The sequence below is a fragment of the Peptoniphilus mikwangii genome, assembly GCF_000468535.1.
GTDB lineage: Bacteria > Bacillota > Clostridia > Tissierellales > Peptoniphilaceae > Anaerosphaera > Anaerosphaera mikwangii.
On record NZ_AUQY01000002.1, the window covers coordinates 697,114 to 716,525 of the forward strand.

At 33.4% G+C, this 19,412-nt stretch carries 15 protein-coding genes and 1 tRNA gene; 2 read left to right on the forward strand and 14 right to left on the reverse strand.

The genetic code is table 11. From position 1 onward, the window contains the following. Positions 1-64 precede the first annotated feature (64 nt). Positions 65-151: transfer RNA gene (locus M915_RS03720), tRNA-Leu, on the forward strand. A gap of 164 nt (positions 152-315) precedes the next feature. On the opposite strand, the gene M915_RS03725 is transcribed toward M915_RS03720, so the two are convergent. The 6 genes from M915_RS03725 to murJ all read right to left on the reverse strand — a co-directional run bounded on the left by M915_RS03725 (position 316) and on the right by murJ (position 7,487). Continuing rightward, on the reverse strand, positions 316-1,476 hold the full coding sequence (locus M915_RS03725; protein WP_036729457.1) for a YibE/F family protein: 1,161 nt from the start codon (positions 1,474-1,476) through the stop codon (positions 316-318). Between the two features lie 55 nt (positions 1,477-1,531). Then, positions 1,532-3,664, reverse strand: coding sequence for a 5'-nucleotidase C-terminal domain-containing protein (locus M915_RS03730; RefSeq protein ID WP_200860577.1), 2,133 nt, complete (start codon positions 3,662-3,664; stop codon positions 1,532-1,534). Positions 3,665-3,835: 171 nt separating this feature from the next. Next, entirely contained in the window at positions 3,836-4,774 is a 939-nt protein-coding gene (locus M915_RS03735) for a copper amine oxidase N-terminal domain-containing protein (RefSeq protein ID WP_036729460.1), read from the reverse strand. An 88-nt stretch (positions 4,775-4,862) separates the two neighbouring features. Further along, complete coding sequence (locus M915_RS03740; protein ID WP_036729463.1) at positions 4,863-5,558, reverse strand: hypothetical protein; 696 nt, start codon at positions 5,556-5,558, stop codon at positions 4,863-4,865. Positions 5,559-5,631: 73 nt separating this feature from the next. Further along, positions 5,632-5,910: a GNAT family N-acetyltransferase gene (locus M915_RS03745; RefSeq protein WP_009221916.1), complete on the reverse strand. Its 279-nt coding sequence runs from the start codon at positions 5,908-5,910 to the stop codon at positions 5,632-5,634. Between the two features lie 80 nt (positions 5,911-5,990). Beyond that, positions 5,991-7,487: a murein biosynthesis integral membrane protein MurJ gene (gene murJ / locus M915_RS03750; RefSeq protein WP_036729465.1), complete on the reverse strand. Its 1,497-nt coding sequence runs from the start codon at positions 7,485-7,487 to the stop codon at positions 5,991-5,993. A gap of 187 nt (positions 7,488-7,674) precedes the next feature. Between murJ and ald the strand changes: the two genes are divergently transcribed. Then, complete coding sequence (gene ald / locus M915_RS03755) at positions 7,675-8,790, forward strand: alanine dehydrogenase (protein ID WP_036729468.1); 1,116 nt, start codon at positions 7,675-7,677, stop codon at positions 8,788-8,790. A gap of 95 nt (positions 8,791-8,885) precedes the next feature. Here ald and M915_RS03760 read toward each other — a convergent pair whose 3' ends face one another. The 8 genes from M915_RS03760 to gltX all read right to left on the reverse strand — a co-directional run bounded on the left by M915_RS03760 (position 8,886) and on the right by gltX (position 19,382). Continuing rightward, positions 8,886-11,735 carry a Cna B-type domain-containing protein gene (locus M915_RS03760; protein ID WP_036729472.1) on the reverse strand — a complete coding sequence of 950 codons (2,850 nt, stop codon included), beginning with the start codon at positions 11,733-11,735 and terminating at the stop codon, positions 8,886-8,888. A 181-nt stretch (positions 11,736-11,916) separates the two neighbouring features. Beyond that, positions 11,917-12,324, reverse strand: a complete 408-nt coding sequence (locus M915_RS03765) for a SixA phosphatase family protein (RefSeq protein WP_036729474.1) — start codon at positions 12,322-12,324, stop codon at positions 11,917-11,919. Further along, the gene (gene eno, locus M915_RS03770) at positions 12,321-13,604 is read right to left on the reverse strand and encodes a phosphopyruvate hydratase (RefSeq protein WP_036729476.1); all 1,284 of its coding nucleotides are present in this window, start codon (positions 13,602-13,604) and stop codon (positions 12,321-12,323) included. Before eno ends, M915_RS03765 begins: the two co-directional genes overlap by 4 nt. A gap of 19 nt (positions 13,605-13,623) precedes the next feature. Beyond that, positions 13,624-14,373 (reverse strand): triose-phosphate isomerase, encoded by a 750-nt coding sequence (tpiA, locus tag M915_RS03775; protein ID WP_036729478.1) that lies wholly within the window; start codon positions 14,371-14,373, stop codon positions 13,624-13,626. 2 nt (positions 14,374-14,375) lie between these two features. Further along, the gene (locus tag M915_RS03780; RefSeq protein WP_036729481.1) at positions 14,376-15,563 is read right to left on the reverse strand and encodes a phosphoglycerate kinase; all 1,188 of its coding nucleotides are present in this window, start codon (positions 15,561-15,563) and stop codon (positions 14,376-14,378) included. A gap of 57 nt (positions 15,564-15,620) precedes the next feature. Beyond that, on the reverse strand, positions 15,621-16,637 hold the full coding sequence (gene gap, locus M915_RS03785; RefSeq protein WP_009221908.1) for a type I glyceraldehyde-3-phosphate dehydrogenase: 1,017 nt from the start codon (positions 16,635-16,637) through the stop codon (positions 15,621-15,623). Next, the gene (locus tag M915_RS03790; protein ID WP_235043757.1) at positions 16,627-17,658 is read right to left on the reverse strand and encodes a sugar-binding transcriptional regulator; all 1,032 of its coding nucleotides are present in this window, start codon (positions 17,656-17,658) and stop codon (positions 16,627-16,629) included. Before M915_RS03790 ends, gap begins: the two co-directional genes overlap by 11 nt. Positions 17,659-17,891: 233 nt before the next feature. Then, entirely contained in the window at positions 17,892-19,382 is a 1,491-nt protein-coding gene (gene gltX, locus M915_RS03795; RefSeq protein ID WP_036729486.1) for a glutamate--tRNA ligase, read from the reverse strand. Positions 19,383-19,412 lie beyond the last annotated feature (30 nt).

Consider the following 19,412-nt stretch of genomic DNA (forward strand, 5'->3'; position numbering starts at 1 on the left):
GAAATACTTGCAAATATTTCTCTTGATTTATTTGCAAAAAAATGATAAATTATAATAGTTATAAGCCAAAGTGATGGAATTGGCAGACGTACCAGACTCAAAATCTGGCGGTGGCAACACCGTGCGGGTTCAAGTCCCGCCTTTGGCACCATTTATGTATGGCTATTTACTTGTATACTTGTAAATAAGCCATTTTTTATTTTAACAATTTTATTATACCCTATCAGATTTGAATATATTTTGACAGGAATTCTGAATAAAATACTAAATATTTAGCCTTATATCTTAAATTTATTAACAAAAAAAAGAGAAGATTTATTCCTTCTCTTTTTTATTGTTCAAATATATATTTGCTCCAACTAATACAGTAAGCGGTATTGTTATAATCAAACCTATGCTTCCTGCCATTGCTCTAATTATCTCTGTTGCTATTGAATCTAAATTTATTATTTCTATAAAATATATTCTATACACTATAAAAAGTATTATTAAATGCAATGTTGTACCGACATATGCAAGTATAAGCGTATTTGACATTGAACCCATTATATCTCTGCCTATATTCATTCCTGATGACATCATCTCTTTCTTAGTTATATTGTGATTAACTTCTTTAAGTTCCCAGAGAGCTGATGCTATTGAAATTGAAACATCCATTATTGCACCTATTGCACCTATTAAAATAGTTCCGAATAATATTCCCTGATAATTGAGGTTTCTAAATTGTGGTATATATGCAAGACTTATTGCATTATCACTTGATAATCCCGTTAAACATGCAAATTTTCCAAACATATATGCTAATATCCCGGATACTATTACCCCGAGTGATGTACCAAGTATTGCAACATAAGTCTTTTTATTTTTTCCGCTTATTATAAGCAGTGTTATAGATATTGAAATTATCGATATTATAAGAGACGCAAGTATTGGATTAAATCCATTTATTATGAGAGGAATATATCCGAATATTATTATTGCTATTGTAAATATCAATGATATCAAAGTTTTAAATCCGCTCATTCTTCCTATTACCAAAAGTAATATGACAAATAATCCAACTATAAAATATATTTTTGTATCCCTGACTTTTTCTTGTATCTTAACTGTATCTATTATGTCGTCATCTTCTGTTATCCTAAGCAGTATTTTATCTCCATCTTTAAATATGTAATACCCCGGCATAATTCTTTCTATCGTATGTCTTATAGTGAGCTTTTCTCCTTTATGTTTTCCTGTAAGTATTTCTATTTCAAGATGCTGATATCTTATATCTGCTTCTATCGGAATTTCTCTTACTTCCTTTGTATCATCATATACTATTTTTTCTATTTTTGCTTTTGCCACCGTATAACTATTGTCATTCATTTGACTTTCATAATAGCTTCTGATTTCTTCATCCGAAGACAGTTCTTTTGCTGATATTAATGATGGTACAAGTAAAAATAACACCAGTAATATTATCGTCTTTTTCATATTCATCCTATAATTAAGAAAGTCCATATAGTATGGACTTTCTTATTTTTAAAACTTAAGCTGCTTTTTTTGCAGATGTTACATCTAAAATAAAATCTATAGCTTTTGGAGTTATAGTTTTGCTTTGCTTTATACTTTCTACCAATACGTCTCTAATCGGAATATATGTTTCATTTACATTTTGAGCCTTTGTAAAATCATATCCGTCTCCACCCGTAAACATAAAGTCATTAACTACTACCTTGTATGTTTTTTGCGGATCTATAGGAGTTCCGTCTGTTAATGTTATCTTTGTTATTCTTTGTTCATAAGGCTTGCTTGCATCATATTCCACTTTCAAACCGCTGAATGCTCCATCTGTTGTTTCCGGCATATTAATACCGTGATCTATTGCCTTTATTAAAGCATCTCCCGGTAAATCCATTACTACAAGATAATTATCAAATGGCATAATTTCATATAAATCACCCATTGTTATTTTGCCTGCATTAAGTGTACGTCTTAATCCGCCACCGTTTTGAATTCCTATTTGAGCATTTGTCTTTTCAGCCATTACTTCACAAGCCCATCTTCCAAGTAGTGATACTGTACCTTTTGCTGATCTGTCATGTGTAAATTCACCCTTTGCTTCTCCAAGAACTTCTCCCTTTATCGGTGCAAGTTCTTTTTGAAGATCTGAATAGAATTTATCTGTTTGTGTATCAACTATTATTTTGTCTTTAATTTGATTTCCTTGGAATATTTGAGTGTCTATTGAACTAACCTTACCGTTGTCAACTTTAATATTCACCTGTCCAATCGCCCTACCATAGCAATATGCTTGTAAAATAGGTACTCCATTTACTTTTCCGCTTACAGTTCTGTGAGAGTGTGCTGATAATATACAATCTAATCCCTTTACTTCAGTTGCAAGTTTTGTAGCATTTCCTGTTATTTCTCCGGTCTTTGATTGATCTGAATCAATGTGAGTCAGTGCTATAATTACATCAGGTTTACCTTCCTTAGCTTTTCCTTCTTGTAAAAAGTTTACCCACTCTTGTGCTGATTTTACAGGGTCTCTAAATTCAAATCCCTTTACATATTCAGCTTTTGTAAGTGTCGGCGTATCAGGATGAGCAAGTCCGATTAATCCTATCTTTATATTTCCTTTTTGAATTATCATATATGGCTTAGCCCAATCTACCGGTGTATTTTTTGCTGTATCGTAGATATTTGATGCAAGATAATCAAAGTTTCCATTTTTACCCCAGTCAGCTATCTTATCCGAACCCCAATCAAACTCATGATTACCTACCGCTGATGCTGTTGTATTCATTCCTTTCATCATTGCTGTAACAGGTTTACCCATTGTTAAATTTGAGTCCGCAGTTCCTTGATAGTTATCTCCACCTGAAAGAACTATTGTATTTGGATGTTTTTCAATGAATTCATTTACATATCCAACCATTTTTGCCATACCCATATTTCTCTTTTTACCTGTAATTTCTTCTGCTATATTTCCATGAAAGTCGTTAAAATACAAAATATTAATGCTCTTGTCATCTTTTGCACCAAGAACTATTCCTACCTCTTTAGCTTTTTCTTCCGATACTACTTTTGTCTTTACAAGATATTCTCCAAGTGTATAGCCTGTTCCATCCTGTAATTCCTTGTTAAGTGCACTAAAGATATACTTCGCTGCCTGTGCTTTTGTTATCTTTGAATTTATATCATCATCTGCAGATAATAAACCTATCTTCTTTCCAATTTGGTCTGCATCCTTATATGCTTTGTCCTTGTTATAATCAAGTGCTCTTAATATAAATGCTATAAATTCTCTTTTACTTAGATTTGAGTTAGGATCATAGGCATCCTCACTCTTACCTTTTGTAAGATTTAAATCATATCCAAGTCCTGCATATCCCTTAAACCAATCTGCCACATCCTTAAACGGATTTAGCTTTACATACTTTTCACCCTCAGCTACTTCCTGTGAATATCCAATAGCTTTAAGTACCATTGTAAGTCCTTCAGCTCTTGTAAGATCACTATGTAACTTAGCTTCAGTGTTGTTTTCTTTATCAAGAAGCTTTACTTCTTGAAGTTTAACAACAGAATCTTCCACCTCTTTAGCAAATACTCCAGTAAAAGTAGAAAATACCAATACTAATGTCAATACTAAAGATAAATACCTTCTCTTATTCTTCATAAGGTTCCCTCCTTTTTATTTATTATAATAATAGTACCATATTTATTAAAATATTGACATTATTTTTATAAAAACAAACGTATAATAAAAAGACTTGGATAAATTTCCAAGTCTTTACATTTTTCATTTAAAAAGCAAAACTAAATAAAACTTCTATTTGACATAATTTTATCAGTTTGTGCTGAACATTCCAATCGGAACATATATTTTCCCATTTTCAATTGTATATTCCATAACTAATTCTATTTCTCTATTATTTATTTTTAATGTATTCTTCTTTAAATTTATTATCTTTGTATCTTTGGATTTTGTTTTTATCGTAATTTCTCTTTCTTTTGCATTCCAATCTACTTTTGCACCCATATTTTCAAATATTTCTCTTAACGGATATAGTTTAACTCCATCTTTTTCCAATATTTCAGAATTAAAACCGATTTTATTTTTTCCAACCTGAATTTCATTTTTATACAATGTTTCAGCTTTATCCTCTAAAATAATTATTTTTAAAGGATTTATTTGAGCAGGTAATGAAAGTGTAGCCTTATCATACAATACTAATACTTTTTTATCTACTATATCTTCCTTTGTCGCCTTTGTTCCATCTTGCCAAACTATTTCCGTATTCTTAAAACCGGTTATTTGTAGTTCATCTTTACAAACATAATCTTTATTGAATTTACAAATTGATTTTTCTAAGTTATTTTTATCTGCATTTAATACTAATACTTCAGAAGGTATTCTTGCGGGATAAATCGCAGCTATAGCAATGTCCGCAGAATGAAATGCAGTTACTTTATCTCCCTCTTTAAGAGTTTTTGCCTCTATTCTCTTTAATGTTTTATCATTGAATATTTTTGTGTTTTTTTCAACATTAAAAATATATTCTATCTTTTCACCCTTATCATTTTTAAGCTCTGTCTTAAGTGATAACCCGTTATCATTTTTTTCTATACTTTTTATTTCTCCATCATAAGAAATATATTGTTCAGTTTCTCTTTCCTCATTTTCCATTACCATGCTACTTTTGTTTTTAATTTCTACAGCATGAGTATTAACTGCCGGTATAAGAACCAAAGATAATATAAGCGCTGATGCTATAATTTTTTTCATATTGTTACCTCCTTATCACTTTCTATTCTTATGATAGACATTTTGAATATTAATTTCAATATAGTTTGACAATGCTTTAACTATTTTTCTATTTTGTAACTTTTTTATTTAATTTTACAAATTTTATTTTGTCATTTTCCAACTCTGTTCCAACATATCCTTGACTTAAAATATTTCTTATTTCTTCATAGTTGTGTATAGGAATAAATACTTCTTCTTTTGAATATTCTAATTTTTCATGCTTTGACTTATAAAAAATAAATCGTATAAGACCATCTACATTTTCTTCATCAGCATATTTATTTTCCAAACCTACTATTACAAATCCATTATTAATGGTGTTTCTGAGCGAATATATATTAGAGGGTGCTACTGTTGACATATAGTAATTATATCCTTCGTTTTCAAGGCTCTTTTCCAATATTTTTCTGGTTATATTCTGAATGTTTTTCCCTCTTGCGACTTCATGAACAAGAACTGCATCATGCTGAACTATTTTTTCTCTCGGTATTTCTACCGGTTTTATTCCAACCGCAAGACTTTCTTCATATGGTATTATCCCCATATTTCTATATGCAACCAGTTTATCATCTAAGAATACTCCTAAAATCTTTCCGTTTCCGCTAAATACATACATAAAATCTTCACGCGTATCTCTCGCAAATGTCTTTACATCCTCTATTCGACTGCATACATCATCTGTAAAGTCAAGCAGCTCCTCTAAATAACTTTCATCTAAAAATACATATTCCAATCCGTTTTCTCTATATACTGCATTCTTCATTTTTTCACCCCGATCAGACTTAATTATTTATATTTCATTCCTATAAAAAGGCTTTCTGTTTTAGAAAGCCCTCCTATTCCTTATAAATAAACTCTTTATATTCACAATTTTCATTCATCTTCTTATCTGCAAAGGAGCATGTAGGAATCACCTTGAAATTTTCTTCCTTTGCTCTTTCAACAAGCGCATCTACCAATTTCCCCGCTATTCCTTGTCCCTTTAATTTTTCTCCGACTCCTGTATGGTATACTTCTACAACTCCATCTTTTATCTTTCTAAATTGAATAGTAGCTTCATAATCTTCTTCACTATTTCCAATATAAATACTGTTTTTTCCGTTTTTTAGTTCCATCTTTATACCTCCTAATATTTATAATTTACCCGAATTATAATAACATCAATCAAATAAAATTATATAGCAAAACTAAAGTTCTATTTCTTTATCTTTCCAATTATATTTCTAACTTCTTTAACCTTGAGTAATACAAGCATTATTAAATATACTGTTCCTGCCGCAATTACCGAAATCAGAAATGCAATCAAATTTCCCATACCCTTACTTAGAAATATATAGCAAAATTTTGAAACTATTCCCATCACAGCAGTTGCTATAATAATTTTTATAATCTCCCGTACAGTATCGGCACTAAATATTCTTCCCATTCTTTTTCTAAGACTTATAAGTATCAAAACTGCTCCTGCCATAAAAGAAATACTTGTTGCAAGAGCAAGACCTCTTGGCCCCAAACTGTTTATTAATATAAAACTTAACACAACATTTATTGCAACCATAACAACCGAATTTATTACAGGAGTTTTTGCATCCATTATCGTATAAAAAACTCTTGAAATTATTTCTCTAAAACCGATTCCTATTATGCCTATTGCATACAACGAAAGTATAATTGCCGTTGAAGTTGCATCTTGCTTTGAAAAAGCTCCTCCTACAAATAAAATCTTCACAATAGGTTCTGAAAATAAAAACAATCCTACCGATGCAGGCACAACTAAAAGCAGCATAGTTATGATTGAATCTGCAATGGAAAGCTTTAATCCGTCATAGTCTTTTTTAGCTCCAAGTCTTGCCATTTCAGGATATACTGCCGTTGTTATTGAAGTTATTACTATTCCGGTTACAAAACTCTGTAACTTATATGCATAATTTAACTTAGAAATTGCTCCCGGAAGAGATGATGCAAGTGAATTTGATATTATAAAGTTAAGTTCAATTACAGATGTTGAAATTAATACAGGAAGTATTATTTTAAGCATCTTTATAAAGTTTTCATCTTTAAAATCAATCAACTTAAAATGTCTATATCCATGTTTCCTTATGTAAGGCAAAAAAATTACATATTGAAATATAAATGCAGTAAGTATTCCCCACGCCAAATATTCCTTGCCAAACTTATATGCAAACGCCATAGATGCCATTATTATTAAATTCATAATTATGGAATGACATATTGAAACCACAAAACTTTTTTTAATTTGCAGATATGCTTTAAATATTGAAAATACACTTGTACTGCAAATGCTGAACATTGAAACTCTTGTCATAAATATGCAAAGTTCAAGTTCTTGCGTATCAAAACCTATTGCCATTATATTTACTATCGGCTTTGCAAATATAATTCCAAAAATAGAAAGCACAAACGTAAATAAAAATACTATATTAGATAAATTGGAAGTAAACTTTTTAGCATTTTCTTCTCCATTTGATTGAGCAATATCGTTATAAATCGGAATAAATCCATTTGCAGTTGTTCCGCTAACTACGTTTGTAAATGTCATAGGTATTCTAAAAGCAACTATAAACACATCTGCAACTAAACTTGTTCCAAAAAAATATGCAAGAGCTTTTTCTCTGGCAAGTCCGAAAATTTTTGAAATTATTGTAACTATCATTAATATATAAGATGTTTTCATTTTTTACCTCTACTAAATTTTATAATTATATTGTATCAAATATTTTTACTATCTAATAGGAATTTTAGGTGAAATTTAAAATATATATTAACATTATTAAAAATTTTTATTTATAAGTAAATTTTTTCTTTTTTATTGAACACTTTATTGATATAATATATTAAATATTTTTTAAGAGGTGAGTCACTTGATAATAGGTGTATTAAAAGAGATTAAAGAACAAGAAAGTAGAGTATCATGTACTCCTTATAGCGTAAATGAATTAATAAAGTCCGGACACAAAGTGTATTTGGAAAAAGACGCCGGACTTGCCTCAGGCTTTTCAAATGAAGATTATGAAAGAAACGGTGCAATAGTTTTTGATACAGCCGAAGAAGTTTGGACTAAATCAGAAATGATTTACAAGGTAAAAGAACCTATTGAATGTGAGTTTAAATATTTAAGAGAAGGTCTTATAATTTATTCTTATCTACATCTTGCAGCTGATGAAAAGCTTGCTAATGAATTATTAAAGAAAAAATGTATATCAATAGCATTTGAAACTATTCAAATCGGAAAACTACTTCCGCTTTTAAAACCTATGAGTGAAGTTGCCGGCAGAATGGCTGTTCAGGAAGGTGCTAAATTTTTAACCAAACCTCAAGGAGGTAAAGGTGTATTACTTCAAGGTGTTCCGGGTGTTGTTCCTGCACATGTTGTAATAATCGGGGCAGGTGTAGTAGGAACCGCCGCTACAAGAATGGCTGTAGGCATGGGAGCAAGAGTAACTGTAATTGATATTGATGTTGAAAGACTCGGTGTCTTATGTGATATTTTCGGAGGAGTTATTGAAACTCTCTATTCAACACCGCACAATATAGCAAGTGCAGTAAAATCTGCGGATATGGTAATAAGCACAATACTTATTCCCGGTCGTAAAGCTCCTAAACTTGTAACGGAAGAAATGGTTAAAACAATGGAAGCAGGCAGTGTAATAGTAGATGTTGCCATTGACCAAGGCGGTTCAACAGAAACAACTGCCGGTAGAGCTACTACACATAATAATCCTACATTTGTAAAACATGGTGTAATTCACTATGCAGTTACTAATATACCGGGTGCTGTAGCAAGAACATCCACCTATGCACTTTCAAATGCCACTACAAAATACGCAAAGATTATAGCTGATTTGGGATGGGTTGAAGCTGTTAAAAAACATGATGATATAAAAAAAGGTATAAACACTTACGACGGAAAAATAACTTATAAAGCAGTTGCCGAATCTCTAAATCGTGAATACTCCGATATTTTAGATTTAATTTAACAGATGTTTCAAGAAAAATTTTCTTAAAAAATTATGAAAAATAACAGCCATACAAAAAGCAGGATGATTTAAATCATCCTGCTTTTATTTATATACTACTTAGGTTGTATTCTACCTGCTTGTTCCCATGCTGTCCAATGTCTTATCCAATGTTCTTTTCCATCCGATGTCCTTTCATATTCATGTCCGTTACTTGCCTCTGCTACCGGATAGTATGCCCAATGATCTTTTGTCAAATCTGTGTATGTCAGCAATCCTACTGTATGATTATCTACATATTCCTTGTCTGCTGTTCTGTCTAACATTTTATTTACTATGCTTACTACTTCAGCTCTTGTTATAGCTTGTTCCGGTTTGAAACTTCCGTCTTCATAGCCTGTTATCCAGCCTTGACCCATTATTTTTTCTATGCTTTCTCTTGCCCAGTGACTGCTTACATCTGTAAAAGCTGCCACTTGTTTTTTATTGTCTACGAATCTTGATGCTACTGCCGCAAATTCAGCTCTTGTTACCGGATTATTCGGTTTGAAGCTTCCATCTTCGTAACCCTTTATTATTCCAAGCTTTGACAATTTTAAAATGTATTCTGTATGCCATTGTCCCATCATTACATCTGTGTATGGTGAGCTTTCTGTTTTACCGAGGAAGATTTGATTTTCTAACAGTCTTGCGAATATTGCACTCATTTCTGCCCTTGTAATTGTATTCTCAGGTCTGAATGTATTATCCGGATACCCTACTATATATGCAAAGTGATCTTTTTTATTCAGTCTCGGTATTGTGCCCGTTACTTTGTATACTGTTCTCTTTGTAGGTGTTTCGTTGTAAATGTTTTTAACAATGAAATTTCCTGTAGAATCTTTTTCATAAGATACTTTGTACCAGTTGTTTCCAAGCTTAACCTTACCGTCTTTTTCTCCGACTTCATGCACAGTATAAATATACTCTTTCCCTGCCGCATCTGTTTTTTCAAGATCTTTCCAAGTATGAGCAGTAGTTCCGTTTGGAAGTTCAACCGGAGCACCTTCAGACTTTCCATTCTTTAAAAGTTGTAATTTTATAGTAGGATGGTTTCCTGTTACACCCTCCCATATTTTAGTTACACTAACACTCGCCTTTCCGACTATATGGTTTATGATATCATAGCCTTTAACTTCAGAAGTATAACCCGGAACAGGTTCTTCTTTTATGGTGTAGTTAATTTTGTTGCCCTGATCATCATATTCTTGCAATCCCTCAAAGCTGTATGTCCACTTGCCGTTTGCATCAGGCTTTACTTCCGGGTTTTGAATAGGATGCCCGTTTGCAGAAAGAATTACCGTAATCGATTGGGGACGTTTATTTGCCTCGTTGTTATTGTCATCCCAAGTCTTTTCGCCCTTTATGTCTATTGTTTTTTGCTTATTTGTGATTACAAAGCTGTTTTCAACATTTTCCTCTTTCTTAATCGAACTTTCATAACCCGTCGGCGTAGGTTCTTCCGTCACCGTATATTTGATCTCGTCCCCCGTATTTTTATCATACTTTCTGAGATTTTCAAAGGTATATGTCCATCCCGGTGCTGTTAATTTTTGTTCTCCAACCTTTACTCCATTGGCATATAAAACAACTGTAACAGCAGATCCCTCAAAACCTATCCATTCTTTTTTTACTTTAACTTCAGTTTTTTCCGGCTCATTTTTAATTATTTGCTCAGTGGCCTGATCAGCCGTAACCGTAACCGTATACTTCTTTTCATCCTTCACATAATGAGCAGGTGCTTCGGTCTCTTCAATCTCATATTCGCCCGGAATAAGCGGCATGCTGACCGCTTCTCCGTTCTTACCTGTAACCAGCTCGATGAACTTACCACTGGCTTTTCTCGTGATTTTAAATTTTGCGCCTTCCAGTTTGACCATGTCGTCATCCGCCGCAACTTTTGTGATTTTAATCCGGCTTAGAAGACCTTGAATTCCCCCTCCGCTTTGAGCATCTACAAATTGACCATATGATGGATTAGGGTTTTCTTCATCACTTGTAAGCACTACCTTGTTTTGTAGTAAAAGGCCTTGTTTATAGGTTGTGCGATAGTGTATTATATATCCTTTTCCGTCAAGATCTCCAAAATTATACGTAAATGAACGTTTATCAGCGGAAAGATTAATCTGATTGCTTATGTTCTGCGGATTCTTCTCAACAAGATTTCCGTTTTCCCATACCAATTCATATAGCATAAATTGGTCATCCACATACTCTATGCCATCGGGACTTCCCGGATCTGCCACCTTCAATGTATCTTTGATAACCGCATTCGTTAATTTTCCCTGTTTTGCATTCACTCTGATTCTCCATCGAACCCAACCTTCGCTTGTCAGAGTCTGTCCTGAAGTCTTATAAATAACTTCAGTTGCATAATTCGGTGGAATATACGGTTTTATCTTAATTTTTGCTGTAATTGAACCAACTACGATCTCATGTTCGACCGGTACTGTAATCGGATATTCGGTTTGATTCCATCTTGCAGTCAGGTGCATCTCTCCGGTAATGCCGGCCTTACCGTTGACAAAATCCGTAAAAGTCACTCTTATTTTGCCGCCGCCCGGCTGTTTTGGCGTAATTGTAACTTGGGCTACTACTTTTCCGCCTTCTTCTATATTAAAATTACAATAATGTGCCTCTGTTGGAAAGTTAAACTTTTCCGGCAAATCCATTTCAAAATAGTCACCCTCATTCAATGATTTATCACCGTTTGTTGCCTTCCATTTATAATTCAACCTAAATATTTGATTGGCAATGTAACCATTCGGTTCTACAAAGCCATCCGCGTTTGTAACTGTAAATTCTGTAACTTCACCGTTTATCTTTGTACCTTCCGCCAGTACAACTTGTGTTGGCAAAAATCCCAAAAGTATTACAAAAACTAATAAAAATGAAATCAATTTTTTCAGGTTTTCGCTCTTTTTCATTTGTTCTCCAACTCCTTCTCCATTATTACTTCAACTTTTGGACATAATTTTAGACTTTAACTTACAGGCAAAAACCTCTAAATTAAAGTCTAGCCTAACATCTACCAAAAGTCTTTGAATTCATAGTAAATTATACCGGAATTCAATTTTTCTCATTATAGCATAAAACTATACTAAAAGTCTACTTAATTTCTGCATTTTTTATTATGTGAATTGAACCCCTTGAAATAATTTCAACTTTTCCGGTGATTCTGTATATACAATCCGAAATATTAGGTTCATGTCCGACTAAAATATAATTTATATCTTTGTCTTCTTTCAACTTTCTAACTCTGTCTACATAGCTCTCATATCCAAGCCAGTCCGATATTTCAAACTCACAATTCAAAAAATCACAAAGTATTTCAGCTGTTTGTACTGCACGTATCAAAGGAGAAGAATATACTTTAATTTTAGTTTTACCAATTTCATCCGCAAAAACTTCAAATGTATCCCTGAGTTTTATTCTGCCTTCTGTTGTCAGTTCTCTTTCAAAATCGGTATCTGCAAAATTTTGTGCTATACCGTGTCTTATTAAATATACACTCATTTCTTTAAATTATAAAAACTCTTATGTCCTCTATACTTTGCACAATCTCCAAGTTGATCTTCTATTCTTAAAAGTTCATTATATTTTGCAACTCTCTCACTTCTGGCAGGGGCTCCCGTTTTTATAAGACCTGCATTTGTAGCAACCGCTAAATCTGCAATAGTTGAATCTTCAGTTTCTCCTGAGCGATGTGAAATAATCGCAGTCATATTATTTTCTTTTGCCAGTTCTATCGCATCAAGTGTTTCTGTAAGGGTTCCTATTTGGTTCAACTTAATTAAAATTGAATTTGAAACACCTTCTTTTATACCTCTTTCAAGTCTCTTGGTATTTGTTACAAATAGATCGTCTCCGACAAGTTGTACTCTTGAACCGATTTCATCTGTCATATATTTCCAACCTGCCCAATCGTCTTCTGCAAGACCGTCTTCAATTGAAATTATAGGATAGTTTTCTATAAGTTCCTTATAATAATTGACAAGCTCAGCTGAATTAAATTTTTTGCCTTCGCCCTTCATATTATATGTTCCGTCTTCGTACATTTCAGAAGCGGCAACATCAAGTGCAAGAACTACATCGTCTCCGGGAACATATCCGGCTTTTTTTATTGCATCCACTATCACATCAAGAGCTTCTCTGTTACTTGATAAGTTAGGAGCAAATCCTCCTTCATCTCCAACACCTGTTGAAAGATTTTTATCTCTTAATACAGATTTAAGATTATGATATATTGTAGCTCCCATCCTAAGCGCTTCAGCAAAATTCTTTGCTCCGACCGGCATTATCATAAATTCCTGAATATCAACATTATTATCGGCATGTTCTCCGCCGTTTAAAATATTCATCATAGGTACAGGAAGTGTCTTTGCGTTAACTCCTCCAATATATTCATATAGCGGAAGTCCAAGCTCATCAGCAGCAGCTCTTGCAACTGCAAGAGATACTCCAAGTATTGCATTCGCTCCTATTTTCCCCTTGTTTTCGGAACCGTCAAGTTCAATTAAAAATTCATCTATTCCAACTTGATCAAAACAATCAAAATCACGAATCTCCTCCGCTATTATTTCATTCACATGAGTAACGGCCTTTAAAACTCCTTTGCCTAAATATCTGTCGCCTCCATCTCTAAGTTCAACAGCCTCATGCACTCCTGTAGATGCTCCGCTTGGAACTATAGCCCTTCCAAAACCGCCTTCTTCAGTATAAACTTCTACTTCAACTGTAGGATTTCCTCTTGAATCCAAAACTTCTCTTGCATATACATCACTTATATAGCTCATTCTTATACCTCTCCATTATTTAAGCATTATAATTAACAAGTTTTGAAAAATCTTCACTCTTCAAACTTGCTCCACCTACTAAAGCACCATCTATATCTTCATTTAGCATAAGTTCTTTTATATTAGCCGGTTTAACGGAACCGCCATATAAAATTCTCACTTCTTCTGACAATTTTTCAGAAAACATATTTTTAAAAGTATCTCTTATAAATTTACACATTGACTGAGCATCTTCGGATTTACATGTATTTCCCGTCCCAATTGCCCATACCGGCTCATAAGCTATTGTTATTTTTTCAATATGTTCACTAATTCCTTCAAGAGATTTTTCAACCTGCTCTCTTACTACTTCTTCATGTATGTTTTCTTCTCTTTGAGCTTGATTTTCTCCTACACAAAGAATAACATCAAGTCCTTCAGATAGTGCTCTTTTGATTTTCGCATTTACTATTTTATTTGTTTCTCCGAAATAACTTCTTCTTTCGGAATGCCCTAAAATGACATGGCTTACATCGAGATCTTTAAGCATATTTGTAGAAACTTCTCCTGTGTATGCTCCGTCATCATATTCACTTACTGTTTGTGCTCCAAGTTTTATCTTTGAATTTTTCAGAACATCGCTTGCCGCACAAATTGAAGTAAACGGCGGACAAATAAGCGCATCGATATCATCATCTAATTTTATCTTTACAAGTTCTTCAAGCATTTTAACAGTATCAGTTCTATTTAAATTCATCTTCCAGTTTCCTGCTATAAATGTCTTTCTCAAAATTACTCCTCCTCTATTGCATCAATACCCGGCAAATTTTTACCCTCCAGCATTTCAAGACTTGCTCCTCCACCTGTTGAAATATGCGAAATTCTATCTTCAACTCCGGATTTTTCTATTGCAGAGGCAGAATCTCCTCCTCCAATTATTGTAATTGCTCCGTCAAGTTCTGCTAATGCCTTTGCTATGGCAAATGTTCCTTTTGCAAAATCATCTATCTCAAATACCCCTGCAGGACCATTCCAAACTACTGTCTTGGCATCTTTTAATTCTTCCACAATCAGTTTTATCGACTTAGGACCTATATCTACGCCCATCAAATCTTTCGGCATCAAATTATAATCTGCTGCCTTGCTTACAACACCTTCTTTTATTTCAGGTACAACTATTGAATCAATCGGTAAAATTAATTTAACTTTTTTAATTTTAGCTTTTTTTATTAAAGCTGATGCAAGTTCAAGTTTATCGTTTTCAACTAGTGACTTTCCCGTTTCATATCCTTGTGCTTTTAAAAAAGTATATGCCATAGCTCCCACAATTACTATTTTGTCAACCTTATCAAGTAGATTTTCTATAACGCCTATTTTATCAGATACTTTCGCACCACCGATTATTGCTATAAAAGGTCTTTGAGGATTCTTTAAAGTTCCGCTTATATACTTAACTTCTTTTTCCACCAGTAAACCTAATGCTGATGGTAGATATTTTGAGACGCCTACATTTGAAGCATGAGCCCTATGGCTTGTCCCAAATGCATCATTTACATAAATATCTGCAAGTGATGCAAGTTTTCTTGCAAATTCATCATCATTTTTTTCTTCTCCCGCCACAAATCTTGTATTTTCAAGAAGTGCAACTTCTCCTGCTTTTAATTCCTTAATCTCTGAAATAACACTATCAGAAACAACTTCTTCTGATGCAATGAATTTAACTTTTCTACCTAAAATCTCCTCTAATCTGTTTGCCACCGGAAGTAGTGAAAATTCCTCAGCATACTTACCCTTAGGCCTTCCAAGGTGACTTAATAATATTACACTTCCTCCATTTCCAATAATATATTCTATTGTCGGAATGCTCTTTACAATTCTATCATCATTAGTAATTATATTATTCTTTAGCGGTACATTAAAATCCGCTCTTACAAGTACTTTTTTATCTCTAAAATCAAAACTTTTTAAAGTTTTTTTCATACTTACCTCCTATAAGAAGAAGCGAAAACCCAAAGGCTCTCGCTCTGCTTTATATTATTATAACAGTCCTGCAACTTTTGCTGTTAAATCAACAACTCTTTGAGAGTAACCCCATTCATTATCATACCATGATATACATTTTACAAGTCTGTCTTTCACAAGTGTAAGCTTAGCGTCAAAAATCGAAGAGTGCGGATTTTGAACTATGTCACTTGAAACTAAATCTTCTTCAGAATATTCCAATACACCCTTTAATTCATTTTCTGTCGCTTTTTTTATAGCTGCATTTATTTCTTCTGCAGTAGCTGCCTTTGAAATTTCAAAAGTAACATCTACTATTGAACCTGTAGGTACCGGAACTCTAACTGCCATCCCTGTCAATATACCTTCTACTTCAGGAATTACTTTAGCAACTGCTTGTGCCGCTCCTGTTGTAGTAGGAACCATATTTTCCGCTCCCATTCTTGCACGTCTCATATCTTTATGAATTGCATCATGAATTTTTTGGTCATTAGTATAAGCATGAATTGTAGTCATAAGACCTCTTTCAATACCAAAATTTTCAAGAATTACTTTTGTTACCGGTGCCAAACAGTTAGTTGTACATGATGCATTTGAAATTATGTTATGAACCGCACTATCATACTTATTGTCATTTACTCCCATTACAATTGTAATATCTTCTCCCTTAGCCGGTGCAGTTATTATTACTTTTTTAGCTCCTGCCGCTATATGACCTTCAGCTTTTTCTCTTTGAGTGAAGGCCCCTGTTGATTCTATTACAATATCTACCCCAAGTTCTCCCCAGTTCATTTCCGCAGGAGCTTTCCCGTCAAGAACTGTAATCTTCTTTCCGTTAATTGTAAATCCGTCTTCAACTACCTTTACTTCGCCCGGATATCTTCTGTAAATTGAATCATATTCAAAAAGATGAGCATGCTCTTTAATTCTCTCAGTAGCTTTTAAATCTGCAATATAACAAATCTCATATCCTGTATTTTCTCTCAAAGACCATCCTCTCAATACGTCTCTACCAATTCTTCCAAAACCCATAATAGCAACTTTAACTGACATAATTACCTCCTAATATTTTTATAATACTGTGTGCTAAACTTTCATCTATAACTAAGACCATATCCGGTCTAAGCATCGAAATACTTATTATTGCCCTTGCCTTTTCTTCTCCACCTGCAACGCCTAAAATTTTAGGTATGCTCAAAAATTTTTCAAGACTTATGCCGACACTTTCTTGTGAATAAACCCTCTGTCCTTCTATGTTAAAATAATTTCCAAACGCTTCAGATACAGCTCCAAGATTTAAAACCTCCGTTTTTTTCTCCTCGCTCATTCCTCTTCTCTTTAACATAACATCTGCTCTGCCTATACCGAATACAAGCATATTCAAATTTTTCAAAAGTTCATATGCTTCCCGCATTTCATCATCGCTTAAAAAAATTTTCATAGCCTCTTTTGATACGGTTTCCGGTATCGGCAATAATTGTAATTTTGCGTTCAGTTTATTTGCAATTCTTGATGCAATTGTATTTGCCTGAAACCTTGCTTGATTTCCCACAGAACCTCTTGCCGGAAGTATTGTAACATTATATGGTTGTTCTCTTGATGTTATTTCATCCGCAACATTTGAAATTGTCTCCCCTCCGGTAACTCCTACTAAATCTCCTTCAGTCATCATATTCTCAAATATGATTGCAGCTTGGATGCCAAGATTCTTCACAGTTTCTGTATGCTCAAAACCGCTTTCCACAACTATGACACTTTTTACATTAAGCATACTTTCAACCTGAGTCGCAAGTGATCTTAAGTTATTAAGTTCTCTATAATCCATTTCAAATTTTGAAAGCAGTTTTGTTCCATTAGGCTCTATTTCAATCCCCGATGAATTTACAAAAATAAGCCCTTGACTTTTCAACTTGTCAATTTCATCTCTGACTACTCTCTCTGACAAATTCATATTTTGTGCAATAGTTCTTCTGCCCACTTTGCCATTTCTACTTATATAGCTCAAAATTTCATATCTCGTTATAAATAAATCATGAACTTCAGGTAAAAATTGTGTCAATAATTTCAAATCCATACTATCACCATTTTTGTCCCATATATTAGTTTTTGCTCCCACTTAAAGTATATCACAATTGATATGCTTGTCAATAAATATACTCTTAAGTTAAATTTTTTTCCAAGTCCCGATAAGCTTCTGACTGTTTACTTAATAAATCTAATTTTAATAATATTGAAGAAAATATTCTTATGAGATGGTCATAAAAACCCCTTTCATTAGGTTTTTATCTAACAAAAGGGGTATTATAATTACTCTGTTATATTTTTTGTATAATTCTTTGCTTTTTCAAGTCTACTTAATAATTCGTTCTTACCAAGTAAGTAAATTATGTTTTTCAATTCAGGTCCATGAACATTTCCTGATATTGCCGCTCTGACAGGCATAAATAATTGCTTACCTTTTATTCCGGTAGCTTTTTGAATTTTCTTCATAACTGTATTTGCAAATTCAAGATCTACTTCTTCAACTGTATCAAGCTGTTCTTTAAATGCTTCAATTAATTGTGGAACCTGTTCTCCCGAAAGTTCTTCTTTTGCATCATCTTCTGTTATGTCTAAATCTCCGAATAAGAACTTAACTTTTTCAGGAACTTCACAGAGAACACTGAGGCTTTCTTTTACCGTTTCAATCAAAAGGACATACCAATCCCATTTTTTGTTTATTTCTTCTTCCGTCATCAAATTTGCCTCAACCATGTATGCAGCAGAAAGCTTTGCTATTTCTTCTGTGGAATATTCTTTGATATAGTGTGCATTTACCCAGTTCAATTTTTCTTTATCAAATATTCCTCCGCTCTTTCCAACTCTATCAAATGTAAACTTTTCTATCATCTGCTCAAGCGTCATAATTTCTTCGCCGTCTTCAGGACTCCATCCTACAAGTGCAAGATAATTGTCAAGTCCTTCAGGAAGATATCCTCTTTGTCTAAAGTCCTCTACCGAAACATCTCCCTGTCTTTTAGAAAGTTTTTTTCTATCTTTATTTAAAACTGTAGGTAAGTGAACAAACTGTGGAGCTTTCCAGCCAAGCGCTTCATATAGAAATACATGCTTAGGAGTTGAAGGAAGCCATTCTTCCCCTCTTACTACATGGGTAATTCCCATTAAATGGTCATCAACTACTACAGCCATATGATAAGTAGGAAATCCGTCAGATTTCATTAAGACCTGATCGTCAATCTCATCTGTATTTATTGTAACTTTACCTCTTACAGCATCTTCAAATGTAATATTTGTATTTCTTGGAAGTTTTAATCTTACTACATAGTCTTCACCGTTTGCAATTCTCTTCTTAGCTTCGTCTAAAGAACCTCCTCGACAAAAACCGTCATATTTAGGAACTTGTCCCTTAATTCTCTGTTCTTCTCTTACGTGGTCAAGCCTTTCCTTTGTACAAAAACAATAATATGCCATATCTTTTTCTATAAGTTCATCAACATATTTTTTATATATATCAAGTCTCTTTGATTGAATGTATGGACCATATTCTCCCTTTTCGACAACCTCACCATTTTCAAAAAATACACCTTCATCATAATCTATTCCCGCCCATTTAAGTGCATTAACAAGGTTTTCTATTGCTCCGTCAACAAATCTTGTTCTATCGGTGTCTTCAATTCTAAGTATAAATTTACCGTTATTTTTTCTTGCATATAGATAATTATATAGAGCTGTTCTAAGTCCTCCTATATGTAAAAAACCGGTCGGACTTGGTGCAAATCTAACTCTTACTTCTTCCATTTCTTCCTCCTGATATAACTACTTTTAATT